The 14,981-nt window shown below is 65.1% G+C and carries 11 protein-coding genes; 8 read left to right on the top strand and 3 right to left on the bottom strand.

The window, feature by feature from the left end; translation table 11 throughout:
- Positions 1-27: 27 nt before the first annotated feature.
- Positions 28-4,287 carry an autotransporter outer membrane beta-barrel domain-containing protein gene (locus YU3_RS36090; protein ID WP_084507937.1) on the bottom strand — a complete coding sequence of 1,420 codons (4,260 nt, stop codon included), beginning with the start codon at positions 4,285-4,287 and terminating at the stop codon, positions 28-30.
- 574 nt (positions 4,288-4,861) lie between these two features.
- Positions 4,862-6,790, bottom strand: a complete 1,929-nt coding sequence (locus YU3_RS0106785; protein ID WP_027165538.1) for an LTA synthase family protein — start codon at positions 6,788-6,790, stop codon at positions 4,862-4,864.
- Between the two features lie 274 nt (positions 6,791-7,064).
- On the opposite strand from YU3_RS0106785, the gene fabD reads away from it, so the two are divergent.
- The 8 genes from fabD (at position 7,065) to gmk (ending at position 13,970) form a co-directional block, all read left to right on the top strand.
- Positions 7,065-8,018, top strand: coding sequence for an ACP S-malonyltransferase (gene fabD, locus YU3_RS0106790; RefSeq protein ID WP_027165539.1), 954 nt, complete (start codon positions 7,065-7,067; stop codon positions 8,016-8,018).
- 31 nt (positions 8,019-8,049) lie between these two features.
- On the top strand, positions 8,050-8,238 hold the full coding sequence (locus YU3_RS36095) for a hypothetical protein (RefSeq protein ID WP_036258033.1): 189 nt from the start codon (positions 8,050-8,052) through the stop codon (positions 8,236-8,238).
- A gap of 10 nt (positions 8,239-8,248) precedes the next feature.
- Positions 8,249-8,986, top strand: a complete 738-nt coding sequence (gene fabG, locus YU3_RS0106800) for a 3-oxoacyl-[acyl-carrier-protein] reductase (protein WP_027165540.1) — start codon at positions 8,249-8,251, stop codon at positions 8,984-8,986.
- A 249-nt stretch (positions 8,987-9,235) separates the two neighbouring features.
- The gene (locus tag YU3_RS0106805) at positions 9,236-9,472 is read left to right on the top strand and encodes an acyl carrier protein (RefSeq protein ID WP_006203723.1); all 237 of its coding nucleotides are present in this window, start codon (positions 9,236-9,238) and stop codon (positions 9,470-9,472) included.
- Positions 9,473-9,506: 34 nt separating this feature from the next.
- Positions 9,507-10,769 (top strand): beta-ketoacyl-ACP synthase II, encoded by a 1,263-nt coding sequence (fabF, locus tag YU3_RS0106810; RefSeq protein ID WP_027165541.1) that lies wholly within the window; start codon positions 9,507-9,509, stop codon positions 10,767-10,769.
- A gap of 162 nt (positions 10,770-10,931) precedes the next feature.
- Positions 10,932-12,185, top strand: a complete 1,254-nt coding sequence (mltG, locus tag YU3_RS0106815) for an endolytic transglycosylase MltG (protein WP_027165542.1) — start codon at positions 10,932-10,934, stop codon at positions 12,183-12,185.
- A 215-nt stretch (positions 12,186-12,400) separates the two neighbouring features.
- Positions 12,401-13,291, top strand: a complete 891-nt coding sequence (locus tag YU3_RS0106820; protein WP_027165543.1) for a YicC/YloC family endoribonuclease — start codon at positions 12,401-12,403, stop codon at positions 13,289-13,291.
- Positions 13,292-13,295: 4 nt separating this feature from the next.
- Positions 13,296-13,970 (top strand): guanylate kinase, encoded by a 675-nt coding sequence (gmk, locus tag YU3_RS0106825; protein ID WP_027165544.1) that lies wholly within the window; start codon positions 13,296-13,298, stop codon positions 13,968-13,970.
- A gap of 161 nt (positions 13,971-14,131) precedes the next feature.
- Here the strand turns inward: gmk and rsmA are convergent, their stop codons facing one another.
- The gene (rsmA, locus tag YU3_RS0106830; RefSeq protein WP_027165545.1) at positions 14,132-14,977 is read right to left on the bottom strand and encodes a 16S rRNA (adenine(1518)-N(6)/adenine(1519)-N(6))-dimethyltransferase RsmA; all 846 of its coding nucleotides are present in this window, start codon (positions 14,975-14,977) and stop codon (positions 14,132-14,134) included.
- Between the last annotated feature and the right edge of the window lie 4 nt (positions 14,978-14,981).

The following is a 14,981-nucleotide window of genomic DNA, read 5'->3' on the forward strand; positions in this document are numbered from 1 at the left end:
TCCTGCAATGGACCTAGCGTGGGCCTTCTACCACTTGACCCGCAAACCGAGCGAGCCCGTCAGTGCATAACTGTCACCGAAGTTTTCCAAGCCTGTGCGAGCGACAGCTTCGCCAAATACCGAGAACTTGTCGTCTGCCCAGTTGATCGTGCCGCCGATGCCAAGACCGCCCCAGAGCTGCTCGTTGCGGCTCGAGAGCGCGCTGCCTGCCAGGTCCACCGACGAGCCGTCTTCGAGATCGTAATAGAGGTTGGCGATACCGTAGAGGTTCGTGTGCCCGGCGCGGCCGCTGCGGTCCTGCCATTGTGTCTGGCGGTCGAGCGACAGGCCGACGCGGCCGAGCAGGCTGTCGTTGCTGCCGGGAGTAACCCTTGCGCCGAAGGCGTCGGTGAACGCGTCGAGGTCGACGGACGACCAGGCAAGCTGCGCTTGCGGCGTCAGCGACCAGCTCGGGTCGAGCATGATGCGCTTACCCGCTTCAACGCCGAGCGCATAGCCGACGCCTTTGTTACCGTTGACCAGCCGCTGTCCGGCGGTCGCCGAGTCGAGATCGCTGTCATACCGGATCACCTGCGCCTGGCTGTCGAGGTAGAACCCTTCCGCGCCATACCAGGTCAGCGAGCCGGAAACGCCGTAGCCGGTGGTGTCGATCGACCCGCTGCCGAATATCGACGAGACATCGGCCGACACGGTGCCGTACTGGAAGGCGACGCCGCCGATGAGCTGGCCGGCGGCGCTATCGGAAACGAGCATGTCGGCGCCGGTCTGAAGTTTCCAGGTGGAGGTATCGTAAGTCGCTCCGGTCGTGGAGCTTTCCGGATCGTAGGAGCCGCTGGTGCCCTCGATCCTACCCCACAGCCCGATGCCGGCTTCGGCCCTCACATCGTCGGAGATTCCGTCGGCGCCTTGCGCCTCGATGGTCCAGGACCGGTTGCCGAGCCGCTGCTGCAGGGTGTCCAATTGGTTGAAGGTCTGTAACGCACCCGCATAGGCCTCGTAAAGCGGCGCGCCGGCCTGATAGAGTGGGGTGCCGGGTCCGCCACCATCGATCAGGGCGGAACGCAGATACCAGTCACCATCGCCGGGTGTGCTCGTGCCGCCTTGGTAGAGCCTGTAGGCATAGGCGCCGCCGACGACCGCTTGATCGCCTTCGAAAGTATAGTTGCCCTTGAGCGAAAAGCTGCCGTTCGAGACGCCGCCGACATCGACGATCTTGATGCCTTCAATCGTCTGCGCACCGCCGCCGCCGAGGTTGACAACCTGAAGGGTGCTGGTGCCTGACGTGCCCCCGGCGATAGTCAGCATGTTGGTCTGTGAGTTGTCTGCACCCAAGGCGGTGCCGATGAGAATATTGCCGCCATTGCCGACATAGTCGCCACTGACGGTCAGCTTGCCCCCAAGACTGCCGGCGATGCCCACCGTCCCGGCATTGGTCAGCCCTGAAATTGTCTGCGAGGTGCCGACGAGATCGAGCGTCGCGCCCGCCGCGACCGAGAATTGCGAGGCGGAACTGAACGCCTTGTCCGAGCCGGCGGCAAGTGTGCCGCCATTGACCGAAGCGGCGCCGGCGAAAGCCGAGTTGTCCGAGGTCAGCACCACTGTCCCCAAGCCGTCCTTGACGAACGTGCCGGCCCCCGAGAGGATGCCGGCATAGCTGGCATTGGCCGTCTCTTCGAAGGTGAGGGAGGCGCCCGCGCCGATCGAGATATCGCCGCCGAAGCGCTCTGCCGCCGAAACGAGGCCGCCTTGATCGACGGTCCAGTCCAGCAGCGAGGTGCCTGAAAGCGTCAGCGTGCCGGCGCCATCCTTCACCATCGCGCCGGTGCCGGAAATATCGCCGGCAAAGCTGGCGTCCGCCGGCTGGTCGAAGACGACCGTGCCGGCATTGCCGATGTCGCCTCGGATCGAAGCCGTATTGCCGACCAGAGTGCCGGCACTCACCAAGGTGTTGCCGCCATAGCTGTTCGATCCGGTGAGGGTCAGCGTGCCGGCGCCGGTCTTGGCCAGACTGCCGGCTCCCGAGATCGCGCCGGACAAGGTGAGGTCGGCCACGGTATCGAAGGTACCGCCGGCCGCCGCAAGCGTCACGGCGCGCGCTGAGTTGAAGGCCGCGGTGTTGCGCAGCGCGCCGCCTGAAAGCGTCAAGCCGCCCGCGGCCTCGCCGAGATTGTTGTCGGCTGAAACCGAAAGCACGCCGCCCGAAACGGTCGTTCCGCCCGCGTAGGTGTTGGCGCCCGACAGCACCAGCGTGCCCGCATCGGTCTTGGTCAAGCTGCTGGCGCCGGTCAGCACGGAGGCGATGGTAGCGGTATAGCCTGCTCCGGCTACCGTACCGTCGCCCACCCGGATGATGCTGTCGCCGCCGGCGCCGGCCAGTGTGACGGGGTCGCCTTCGATACGATAGCCGTTGGCGGCGAATTGCATTCCGGTGACCCCCAGCGCGCCGGCGCCGCCGTCGGCGACAACGGTGCCGCCAAGCGTCTGGAAGACGGCGAAACCGGGTTGCGGTTTCATGGCTCCGTCGACCAGGCCGGCGCTCGTGGTCCAATTCGGGCTCGTCGCCGTCCAGGTGCCGTTGCCGCCGTCGACCAAACTGTTATTGGAGTTGCCCGCCGCGTCACCGTCCCAGAACAGCAGGTCGGTGCCGACGCTGCTGATGAGATTGACTTGATTGGCGACGGAGGTCTGCACCGTCAGGTCGGCGGCCGTGACGCCGGTCGGCAAATTGCCGAGGTCGAGGCCGTTGTCGGTGAGCGCGCCGCCATAATTGATCAGCCGGTAGACGCCGGGCCCGAAGCCGCCGACATCGGTGATGTTGAGGCTGCCGTCCAGCGTCAGCGCTCCAGTCACCTCGATCAGGTCGTTGATGCCGCCGCCGACGATGCCGGCCTGGCCAAGCTCGTAGTCGAGGATCGAGCCGGAGCTCAGGCTGAGCGACCCGACCGTAAGGGTGCCCGGGCTGGACCCTGGCGCCAGCACACCACCATCGGCGACGATCACCGCGCCACCGATCGAGCCGGACCCCCCCAGCGTGCCGCCGCTGTTGACCGTCGTCACGGTGTTGCCGAGCGAGCCTTCGACGACGAGCTTGCCGTCGTTGACCGTTGTGGCGCCGGTGTAGGTATTGGCGCCGGTGAGGATCGTCGTTCCGCTGCCGATCTGGTTTACCGTTCCGGCGCCGCTGATCACGCCGCCAAAGGTCAGCGCGTCGCTGCGGTCGAAGGCGAGCGTGCCGGCGTTGGCGACGTCGCCGACGATCGAACCGCCGGCGCCGCCATTGCCCAGCTGCAGCGTGCCTTGCTGGATGTCCCAGTTGGTGGTGGCCGTGTTGTCGGCCGTCAGCGCCCAGGTGCCGCTGCCGGTCTTCTCGAAAATGTCGAAGTTGCGATACTGCCCGGTGCTGCCAATCGAACCATCCAGGATCGAGAAGCCTGTTCCGTTGAGCCGAAGGCGGTCGGTTGTCGCCGTGGCGTTCGCCACCACGTTGCCGAAAATTTGCGAGCCGTCCTGCAGCTCGAGGCGGATTACGCCGGTTGTCGGCGTGACGCTCGAAAGCCAGCCGATCGCGTCGGCGCCGGTACCGGCCCGGATGGTGCCGCTGTTGACAACATCGATGGAGCCGGCACCGGCGTTGGTTGCGATTGCGCCCCCACCCGGGCCGCCCCCCTCGATGGTGCCAGTGTTGATGATCTGACCGGCGCCATTTCGAACGTAGACGCCAATGCCTCCGCTGCCGCTTGCCCCTGGACCGCCGCGGATCGTCCCATGATTGGTCAACGTCGTGGCAGGGCCGGGGCCCCCAAAATCGATGCCCGGGCCTCCAGACCCTGAAGCCGTCGTTCCGCCTTGAACCAAGCCCATATTGGTCACCGCAGCGCCATTCCGGATCTGCAGCCCCGCTGCTGAAGTTCCGCCGTCTGAGCCCATGAACGTGCCCATCAGCGTCCTCACGGCGCCGGCGCCGGAGATTGGGACGCCGCTGCCCGGTGCGCCAAAGAGGGTAAATCCTTGCGTGTCGATCGTCAGCGGCTTGGTGGGCACCGGCAGGTTAATGGCTGTTACGGCGAAGCTGGCGGTCAACGTGATCGTCGCGTTGGGGTCAGGATCGGTATTCGCGGCGCTGATCGCGGCGCGAAGCGAGCCATCGCTGTTGGCGACGTAGTTGCCCGCCATCGCATAGCGCGGCGCCAATTCCGCAACCATCAGCGCTGCCAGGGAAGCCCCCGCCCAGAACCGCCCGCGCGCTACGGCCAAAACCCCGCCGCGCGCGTGAATCCGTCCCGCCATGCCTTCGCCCCTGATTCCGGATGCGCCGAACGCAGCATGAATGCTGCCGCCTCGCAATAGACCTATAGTCCAGAGGGCTACCAAAACGCTAAGATTTTGAGTAACGGCAGAGTATTTGACACAAGCGCGACATCTATATATTGAATATCTAAATTAGTCGGATCGCTATATGTACTTGGCAGCACGGCCCTCGACGGCGTTGCTCCCGAAACGGCAGGCCGGCCTTTGCCTCACCGGCGGACGTTTTGATCTCTGCTGCATTCCGCTTGCGGCCAGGGCTGCAGGGCTGCATTGCGAGCACGGGTTTTCCACGGGTGCCACGGACCTACGTCAATTGCATCGGCGACAAAGCACTTGGCCAGCCAAGGAGCGCGCAAGCCGCTGATATCGAGGACTATCACGAGTTGCGGACGGGACACGACGCCATGGTGACCGCGCTAGACGATGTCGCGTAGTTGCTGAGCCGGATCGCGGAGGACACCACCGCCTAGCCTCGGCATCGGCGGACGCGCAGCAATCTACTCGAACCTTACCCGCCGCTCGGCATAAACTCGCCGCGGCTCTAACCGCCGCCTCAACTCGTATGCGCGACGAGCTTGTCCACCGTCTCGGGGAAGAAGTCGGGCGCCGTGTGCCGCTTGCCGAACATCATGTCGTATTGGATGAGCCGGAAATCGTTGATCTTCGGATCGATCTGCTTCTGCCTCGCCCAGTCCGGCGTCGCTTCGCCCGAGGGCGACAAAAGCAGGTTGCGATCGATGACCCGGTAGCGTTCGCGCATCGCACCGAGGAAGCCGGTGTAATAGGGGTGGGTGATGCCGGCGCTGGTCAGGATATGGTAGGGCAGGAAGGACGGGCTCACCGCGCCGATATTCTCCACAGGGCCGGTACGGTTCGACCAGATGACCAAAGGCGTGTCGTGGTGTTCGAGCGCGGCCTCCGCCGTCGGCTCCTTGCGCGGCGCGACATTGTCCTTGAGGAAACCGGTCTCGACATAGACGGGTCCGAGCGGCGGCAGGTGGTCGCCGAAGAAAGCGATGATGGTCGGGCGCTCGCGCTTCTTCGCCCAGTCGATCAGCCGCTGCAGGCCGTGGTCGGCGTCGGCCGAGCCCTCGGCATAGGAAAGCAGCGATTCCCGCGCCCAGGAACTGATCGGCGCCGCGACCGAATGCGTCGGATTATAGTAGCGGTAGGGCTCGTAAGGGCCGTGGTTCTGCAGGCTGACGGCGAACAGGAACACCGGGTCGTCGCTGGTGTCGGCCTCACGGATGATCTCGTCGGTCATCGCAGCGTCTGACGCCAGGGGCCCGCGCTTTTCCATCGGCGGCAGCGTCTCTTCGGAGCGGAAGTCGTTGAAGCCGAAATCGGCGTAGACGGCGCCGCGGTTCCAGAACCAGTTGGTGCCGGGATGGATGGCGTGCGCCCGGTAGCCCACGCTCTTCAGGAAGGTCGCCAGCGACGGCGTCGGCGTGCGCACATATTGCTGGTAGGGGATCGATCCGGCCGGCAGGAAGGCGTTGGAAAAGCCGGTCAGCGCCTCGAACTCGATATTGGCGGTCATGCCGCCGAACTCGGGCGAGAACATCGAACCGGAGCGCAACGCCCTGACCGTCGGGATCGGGTCCGGCTTGATGGTGACGCCGGGCAACTTGGTCGGATCCCAGAAGGACTCGCTCATCACCACGATGATGTCCGGCTTCTTGTCGGGCACCGAGGCAGCAACATTGGGGCGCTCGATGGCGGCCATCGTCTTGTCCGAATAGCCGGGCGGCGCCGAGACATGCGCCATCGGCACGTTCATCGCGAAGGCCAGCGCAAAGCCGTTGGAGGCGTAGTTTTCCTTCTGGTCCCACATGATCGGGATGATCTGCAGCCGGTCGCGCGTCCACGAGAAGGTGGCGTAGTCCATAAGCGAGACGAAGAAGGCGAGCAGCGGCACGGCGAGCGCCAGCCGCGCCAGGCGGCCCTTGCGGCTGAGGATCGGCACCCGCCGGCGCCAGGTCCGCCAGCCATAGACGAGCAGCGACAGGCCGCCGATGATGCCGGCAGCCAGCATGACGGCGGTCCATGGGCGCTCGCGCACCAAGAGCGGCATCAGCGCCATGATCTGGCGCGCAAACAGGAAATCCGTCGGATAGAGCGGGTCGCCGAGATAACGCGATTTCTGGTGACCGACAAAGGCCAGCGCCAGCGTCAGCGGCGCCACGATCATCAGGCTCTGGTGGCTGCGGCCGAGTACGGCGTCGAGCCCGACCATGACCAGCGCGAAGAGGATGATGGTGGTCCAGCCCGGCTTGAAAGGCTGCAGGAAGAAATCGACCGTGCCGAAGAAATCGCCGCGCACGATCCATTCGATCGCGAACACAAGCAGGGCCGCCGCAAGAAGCGTCGTCAGGCCGTAGCGTAGGGTCGGCCAGGGTCGTCCCGGCAGGTAGCCGGTGGACGGATCGTCTTCCAAAAATTGCGGCACGGGCTTGGCCGCGCCTCTTCTGATCCTTGCCACTCTACTTCCCCCGGCCCACGCAACGCTTTCCGCCCGCGTCATGGTTCTGTCATCGAAGTGTCACGCAAAGCTAGCGCCTGTGGCGGAAATAAGAAGAGCCAGCAAACGATTCGTGAGCGGTTTTCATCAGGTGTGATCGTCAAAAAGCCTTTTGGAACAGGGAGTCAGCCGGTTTTTCCAGCTGAAATGCGGGTCGAACAGGCGTCCGCGGGCTTGACTTGGCCGTCCGCCTTGCGCCAGAGGCAGGGAAAACCAGCCTCTGGAGAGACCAAAAATGGCCGTCGCATTCACCTTTCCGGGCCAGGGCAGCCAGGCCGTCGGCATGGGCAGGGACCTCGCCGACGCGTTCCCCGAAGCACGTCGCGTCTTCGAGGAAGTGGACGCCGCGCTCGGTGAAGAACTGTCGAAACTCATCTGGGAGGGCCCGGAAGAGACGCTGACGCTGACCGCCAACGCCCAGCCGGCGCTGATGGCGGTGTCACTGGCGGCGATGCGGGCGCTCGAAGCGCGCGGCTTCTCGCTGAAGGACAAGGTGGCCTATGTCGCCGGACATTCGCTGGGCGAATATTCCGCGCTTGCCGCGGCCGGCTTCGTTTCGGTCGGCGACGCCGCAAGGCTGCTCAGGACCCGCGGCAACGCCATGCAGGCAGCGGTGCCGGCGGGCGAGGGCGCCATGGCCGCCATCATCGGACTGGAGCAGGCCGATGTCGAAGCCGCCTGCGCCGAGGCGGCGCAAGGGGCCGGCAAGGGCTCAGTCTGCCAGGTCGCCAACGACAATGGCGGCGGCCAGCTGGTCATTTCGGGCGCCAAGGCGGCGGTCGAGCTGGCGGCCAGGCTCTGCACCGAAAAGGGCGCCAAGCGCGCGCTGATGTTGCAGGTGTCCGCTCCGTTCCATTCGGCGCTGATGACGCCGGCCGCCGACATCATGCGCGAGGCGCTGGCCGGTGTGGCGAAATCCGCGCCGGTCGTTCCGATCGTCTCCAACGTCACCGTCACGCCGACCAGCGACCCGGACGAGATCGCCCGCCGCCTGGTCGAGCAGGTGGTTGCCCGCGTGCGCTGGCGCGAGACGGTGGAGTGGTTTGGCGCCAATGGTGTATCGACCCTCTATGAAATCGGCGCCGGCAAGGTGCTGTCGGGCCTGGCGCGCCGCATCAACCGCGACATCGCCACCAGCGCCATCGGCGCGGCCGCCGAAGTCGAGGCGGCGCTGGCGGCGCTTGCCTAAGAGAGGCTCGAACGTTACCGACAGGTGTCACATGCCCACGTCGAAGATTGGCCTGAGCAACTCCGAGCGCCTGATCGAGGAGTATCGCATTGCAACTGCCGTTATGGAGCGGATTCGGCGCGGCGACGAAGATGTCCTAGATACCGAAGATTTCTGGCGTGGCTTGGATGATTTGACGTATACGGAGCCGCGATCGCCTGCGGCGCAATCGGAAAAATGAGGTTGCAAAAATGTTCGAACTGACCGGCCGCAAGGCGCTTGTCACCGGCGCATCGGGAGGCATCGGCGAAGCGATCGCCAGGGTGCTGCACAGCCAGGGCGCGATCGTCGGCCTGCACGGCACACGCGTCGAGAAGCTCGAGACGCTGGCCAGTGAGCTCGGCGACCGCGTAAAACTGTTTCCCGCCGACCTGACCAACCGCGATGCGGTCAAGGCGCTCGGCCAGAAGGCGGAGGCCGACCTCGAAGGCGTCGACATCCTGGTCAACAATGCCGGCATCACCAAGGACGGCCTGTTCGTGCGCATGTCGGACGCCGACTGGGATTCCGTGATCGAGGTCAACCTCACCGCCGTGTTCCGGCTCACCCGCGAGCTGACCCATCCGATGATGCGCCGCCGCCATGGCCGCATCATCAACATCACCTCGGTGGTCGGCGTCACCGGCAATCCCGGCCAGGCCAACTACTGTGCCTCCAAGGCCGGCATGATCGGCTTTTCCAAGTCGCTGGCGCAGGAGATCGCCACCCGCAACATCACCGTCAACTGCGTCGCCCCGGGCTTCATCGAATCGGCCATGACCGACAAGCTCAACGACAAGCAGAAAGAGGCGATCATGGCCGCCATCCCGACCCGGCGCATGGGCACCAGCGCCGAGGTCGCATCCGCGGTCGCCTACCTCGCCTCCAACGAGGCGGCTTACGTCACCGGCCAGACCATTCACGTGAATGGCGGCATGGCGATGATCTGAGAACCCTTGTTGATAATTCTACCCCGCCGGGCATCGGCGGGACGAATTGTGAACAAGGTTCTGGGGTGTGAAAACAGCCATTTCGGCTTGGACGCCTGCGATTTTTCGTGTAATGCGGCCCGCAACCCGGCGGTTCGGGCAAAAACCGGTCCTGTGCGTTGCGTTGCCCGCAAGACCATCTTTGAGCTTGATTAGCGGCATTCTGCCCGCTAACGAAGCATAGACAACATAAGACGAGGATTGCCCCAAATGAGTGACACCGCAGAGCGCGTCAAGAAGATCGTCATCGAGCATCTCGGCGTCGACGCCGACAAGGTGACGGAACAGGCGAGCTTCATCGACGACCTGGGCGCGGACAGCCTCGACACGGTCGAACTCGTCATGGCGTTCGAAGAAGAGTTCGGCGTCGAGATTCCTGACGATGCCGCCGAGACCATCCTCACCGTCGGCGACGCCGTGAAGTATATCGACAAGGCCTCGGCCTGAGTTTTTTCGCAGGCATCACCGGGGAGGACCTGCCATGAGGCGTGTCGTCGTCACGGGCCTTGGCCTGCTTTCGCCGTTCGGCATGGGCGTGGAGCACAGCTGGCGGGAACTGCTATCCGGCCGTAGCGCCTGCCGCCGCGTCACCGAATTCGAGGTGGACGATCTTGCCTGCAAGATCGCCCACATCATCCCGCGCGGCGACGGCTCCAACGGCACCTTCAATCCGGAAGCGGTGCTCGAGCCCAAGGAACTGCGCAAGATCGGCGAGTTCATCCTCTATGGCATCGCGGCCGCAGACGAGGCACTGGCCGATTCCGGCTGGAAGCCCGAGACGCATGAGGACCAGTGCGCCACCGGCGTGCTGATCGGCTCCGGCATCGGCGGCATCGACGGCATTGCCGAAAACGCGATGATCCTCAAGGAGCGCGGCCCGCGTCGTATCAGTCCCTTCTTCATCCCCGGGCAGATCATCAACCTGGTCTCTGGCCAGGTCTCCATCCGCCACGGCCTGAAAGGCCCGAACCATGCGGTGGTCACCGCCTGCTCGACCGGCGCGCATGCCATCGGCGACGCCGCCCGGCTGATCATGTGGGGCGATGCCGAAATCATGCTGGCGGGCGGCGCCGAAGCGCCGGTCACCCGGCTGTCGATCGCGGGCTTTGCCGCCTGCCGCGCGCTTTCCACTGAGCGCAACGACGCGCCGGAGACCGCTTCGCGTCCCTATGACCGCGACCGCGACGGTTTCGTCATGGGCGAGGGCGCTGGCGTCGTCGTCCTGGAAGAGCTCGAGCATGCCAAGGCGCGCGGCGCCAAGATCTATGCCGAGGTCACTGGTTACGGCCTGACAGGCGATGCCCATCACATCACCGCGCCGGCCGAAGATGGCGACGGCGCCTTCCGCTGCATGATGGCGGCGCTGAACCGGGCGAAGCTTTCGCCAGCCGACATCGACTACATCAATGCGCACGGCACCTCGACCATGGCAGACACGATCGAGCTTGGCGCGGTCGAGCGGCTGGTCGGCAATGCCGCCTCGAAGATTTCGATGTCGTCGACCAAGTCGTCGATCGGACATCTGCTGGGCGCCGCGGGCGCGGCGGAAGCGATCTTCTCGATCCTTGCCATCCGCGACAACATTGCCCCCGCCACCATCAATCTCGACAATCCGGAACGCGAGACGGCGATCGATCTCGTGCCGAACAAGCCGCGCCAGCGCCAGATCGATGTCGCGCTGTCGAATTCCTTCGGCTTCGGCGGCACCAACGCCTCGCTCGTGTTCCAGCGTTACAATGGCTGAAGGGCCAACCGGAGCAATCCCGGGGGGCAGCGATTTTCCTGCCAGGATTGCTCGGAAAAAGACAACCAGTCGGCAGTCCCGCCACCTGCCGTCATTTTTGCCAAATTCTTCCCTAGCTTGTTGCCGGGGGATTCGTTGCAAGATCAGACGGTAGGGCGCGCCATGAGCACAAATCCGGGGAGCACAAATCCGGGCGGCGGCGGGGATTTCGGACGGCAAGGCACGACCGGTCCGATCAGGCCCAAGACGGCGGCCGAGGCGTTGCGCCCGGAAGCCGGCACGCCGCCGCCGTCGAAGCGGTCGCGCGCCTCGCGCAGCCAGGTCGTCGTGTTCCTGAATTTCTTCCTCTCCGTGGCTATCCTGGTCGTGCTCGCCTCGGGTGCCGCGCTCTATTTCGGCATGCAGGCTTTCGTCGAGCCCGGCCCCTCCGCCAATGGCGACACCTTCATGATCAAGCCTAACACCGGCGTGCAGGAGATCGCCGATCAGCTCGAACGCCGCAGCCTGATCAGCGATGCCCGCATCTTCCGGCTCGGCGTGCGCGCCACCGGCAATGAATCGGCGCTGAAGGCCGGCGAATACGCCATCAAGCCGCGCTCCTCGATGCGTGACATCATGGAACTCTTCAAGAGCGGCAAGTCGGTGATGTACTCGCTCACCATCCCCGAAGGGCTGACGGTCGAGCAGGCGCTGCAGCGCGTGGCCGATCAGGAGACGCTCACCGGCGACATGCCGCCGGCCTTGCCGCCAGAGGGCAGCATTGCCACGGACACGCTGCGCTTCACCCGTGGCGCCACCAGGCAGCAGATGGTCGACAAGCTGATCGCCGACCAGAAGAAGCTGGTCGACGACGTCTGGTCGCATCGCGCGCCCGACCTGCCGATCGCCAACATCGATGATTTCGTCACGCTGGCCTCGATCGTGGAGAAGGAAACGGGCAGGAGCGACGAGCGCTCGCGCGTTGCCGCCGTCTTCCTCAACCGGCTGGCCAAGGGCATGCGGCTGCAGTCCGATCCGACCATCATCTACGGCCTGTTCGGCGGCAAGGGGAAGCCAGCCGACCGGCCGATCTACCAGTCGGACCTCGACAAGCAGACACCCTACAACACCTATATGATCAAGGGCCTGCCGCCGACGCCGATCGCCAATCCGGGGCGAGCGGCGCTCGAGGCGGTCGCCAATCCGTCGAAGACCGACGATCTCTATTTCGTCGCCGACGGCAATGGCGGCCACGTCTTTGCTGCGACGCTGGAAGAGCACAACCAGAACGTCGCGCGCTATCGGACGCTGCAGAAGAAGCAGGCGGATGCCGCCGCCAAGGCTTCCGGACAAACGACGGCGCCGGCCGCTCCCGACGGCAACGCCGACACCAATGACGCCGGCGACAGCGGCGAGAACGGCGACGCCGCGCAGTAGGCCAATGCATGTCGCCCAAAGTGCGTAACGGTTTCGGGAAAACGACATGCATCAAAATACAGATCAACGCATGTCGCCCGAAAGCTTGCCGCACGCGTCCTTTGACGCGACGCCATATTCATGTTTTGAGGGGGCGCCGGCCGATAGTCCGGCGATTTTTGGGCGCGTAGCGCTGGGCCATGTGTGCTGGCCTGCGACAGGGGATGACAGGCACAATGAACTTGCAAAGCATGACCGGCTTCGCGCGGTCCGCCGTCGAAAGCGAAGGCACTTCGATCGCCTGGGAGGTGAAATCAGTGAACGGCAAGAGCGCCGAGGTTAGGCTGAGATTGCCGCCGGGTTTCGACCGGCTGGAGACCGCCGTCCGGCAAACCGTTCAGAAGCGCTTTTCGCGCGGCAATTTCCAGGCGACGCTGACCGTCGGCCGCGCCGCCGCCAGGCAAATCCAGCCGGTGGTCAACGAGATGTTCCTCAAGGACCTGGCGGGGCTGGCGAAGCGCTTGCAGGAGCAGTTCGGCATCGAGCCCGCCACCGCCGACGGCCTGCTCTCGCTGCGTGGCGTGCTCGACATTCCCGAAGCCGTCGAGACCGAGGAGGAGCGCGCCGCGCTCGACGCCGCAATCCTGTTGGCGCTCGAGGCGGCGCTTGCCGGGCTGGAGCAGGCGCGCCAAAGCGAGGGCGCAGCACTTGGTGCGCTGCTTGCCGGCCATGTCGACATCATCGAGGCGCTAACGCTGAAGGCCGAGGCCGATCCGTCGCGCGAGCCGGCGGCCATCCGCCAGCGCATCGCCGAGCAGGTGCGCCTGTTGATGGATGCCTCGGCCAATCTCGATGCTGTCCGGCTGCACCAGGAAGCTGCCTTCCTCGCCACAAAGGCCGACATCCGCGAGGAGATCGACCGGCTGAAAACGCATGTCGCTTCTGCGCGGGTGTTGCTCAAAAGCAGCGGCGCCGTCGGCCGCAAGCTCGATTTTCTCGCGCAGGAATTCAACCGCGAATCGAATACGTTGTGCTCGAAGTCGAACGCCGCCGCGGTCACTGCGATCGGGCTGGAGCTCAAGGCGGTGGTCGACCAGTTTCGCGAGCAGGTCCAGAATCTGGAGTGACGGGATGGTTGCCAAGGAACCGACGGCTGCCAGGGATCTGGGGTCCCGCATCCGCCGCCGCGGATTGATGCTGGTGCTATCGTCGCCATCGGGCGCCGGCAAGTCGACGATCGCGCGCAATCTTCTGGAAAGCGATTCAAGCCTGGAGCTGTCGGTCTCGGTCACCACCAGGCCGCGCCGCGGCTCGGAGATAGAGGGCGTCCACTATCATTTCCGCACCATGCGCGAGTTCGAGCGGCTGCGCGATTCCGACGCGTTGCTCGAATGGGCCGAAGTGCACGGCAATTGCTATGCGACGCCGCGCGAGCCGGCGGAAATCGCGCTGGCCGAAGGCCGCGACATGCTGTTCGATATCGACTGGCAGGGTGCCCAGCAGCTGAAGGAGAAGATGCGCGCCGACATCGTCTCGATCTTCATCCTGCCGCCGTCGATGAAGGAATTGAAGGCGCGTCTGAAGCGCCGCGCCGAGGACCAGGAATCCGTCATCGAGACCAGGCTGAAGAATGCTCGCCTCGAGATCGAGCATTGGAAGGAATACGACTTCGTCATCGTCAACGACGATCTCGACCGCGCCTTCGCCGAGGTCCGCGCGATCGTCGCCGCCGAGCGCCTGCGCCGCGACAGGCGGCCGGGCCTGTTCGATTTCATCTCGGGGTTGCTGGACGAGAAGACGGGGTGATCTTTCCTTCTCCCCTTGTGGGAGAAGGTGGATCGGCGCGCAGCGCCGAGACGGATGAGGGGTGTTCCAGCGAAGTGAGACGCCGGCATTCCCTGGAACACCCCTCATCCGTCTCCTTCGGCGACACCTTCTCCCACAAGGGGAGAAGGAAAGTGCGCCGGCTACACCGCGTTCGTCAACCTCACGAACTCCTCGACGCTGAGCGTTTCCGCCCGTCGCGTCGGGTCGATGCCGGCTCGCGTCAGCAGCGCCTCGCCGCCGAGGCTCTTCACGCTTTGCCTGAGCATCTTGCGGCGCTGACCGAAGGCGGCCTCGGTGACGCGGCCGAGCTTTCTGCCGTCGACGGGCAGGGGAGACGGGCGCGGCGCCAGATGCACCACCGAGGAGGTAACCTTCGGCGGCGGCGTGAACGCCTGCGGCGGCACGTCGAACGCTATCCTCGCCTCGGTGCGCCAGCCCGCCAGAACGCCGAGCCGGCCATAGGCATCGCTGCCCGGACTTGCGGTGATGCGCTCCGCCACCTCGCGCTGGAACATCAGCGTCATCGACTGGTAGAAGGGCGGCCAGTCAGCCACGGTCAACCAACGGATCAGGAGCTCGGTGCCGATATTGTAGGGCAGGTTGGCGACGATCTTCACCGGTCCGCCACTGGCCGTTCCTGCCAGCGCGGCAAAATCCGTTTTCAGCGCATCGCCGGGAATGACCTCAAGGCGACCGGGATAGTGGCTGGAAACCTCGGCCAGTGCTTCAAGGCAGCGTTGGTCGCGCTCGATGGCGATCACGCGACGCGCGCCGTTGAACAGCAGCGCCCGCGTTAGCCCGCCCGGGCCGGGACCGACCTCGATCACCGTCGCCTCGCCGAGATCGCCGGCGGCGCGGGCGATCTTGCTTGTCAAATTGAGGTCGAGCAGGAAATTCTGTCCGAGCGCCTTCTTGGCCTGCAGGCCGTGCCGCTCGATCACGTCGCGCAGCGGCGGCAAGCCGTCGATCGTTGTGCGCGCGTTCAATTGA

The organism is Mesorhizobium sp. WSM3224, from assembly GCF_000427725.1.
Lineage (GTDB): Bacteria > Pseudomonadota > Alphaproteobacteria > Rhizobiales > Rhizobiaceae > Mesorhizobium.

What these genes read in the sequence shown, in the direction of transcription:
- YU3_RS0106805 (WP_006203723.1), top strand. Translation starts at nt 9,236, where the DNA reads ATGAGTGACACCGCAGAGCGCGTCAAGAAGATCGTCATCGAGCATCTC.
- mltG (WP_027165542.1), top strand. Translation starts at nt 10,932, where the DNA reads ATGAGCACAAATCCGGGGAGCACAAATCCGGGCGGCGGCGGGGATTTC.
- YU3_RS36090 (WP_084507937.1), bottom strand. Translation starts at nt 4,287, where the DNA reads ATGGCGGGACGGATTCACGCGCGCGGCGGGGTTTTGGCCGTAGCGCGC.
- YU3_RS36095 (WP_036258033.1), top strand. Translation starts at nt 8,050, where the DNA reads ATGCCCACGTCGAAGATTGGCCTGAGCAACTCCGAGCGCCTGATCGAG.
- YU3_RS0106820 (WP_027165543.1), top strand. Translation starts at nt 12,401, where the DNA reads ATGAACTTGCAAAGCATGACCGGCTTCGCGCGGTCCGCCGTCGAAAGC.
- fabD (WP_027165539.1), top strand. Translation starts at nt 7,065, where the DNA reads ATGGCCGTCGCATTCACCTTTCCGGGCCAGGGCAGCCAGGCCGTCGGC.
- fabG (WP_027165540.1), top strand. Translation starts at nt 8,249, where the DNA reads ATGTTCGAACTGACCGGCCGCAAGGCGCTTGTCACCGGCGCATCGGGA.
- gmk (WP_027165544.1), top strand. Translation starts at nt 13,296, where the DNA reads ATGGTTGCCAAGGAACCGACGGCTGCCAGGGATCTGGGGTCCCGCATC.
- fabF (WP_027165541.1), top strand. Translation starts at nt 9,507, where the DNA reads ATGAGGCGTGTCGTCGTCACGGGCCTTGGCCTGCTTTCGCCGTTCGGC.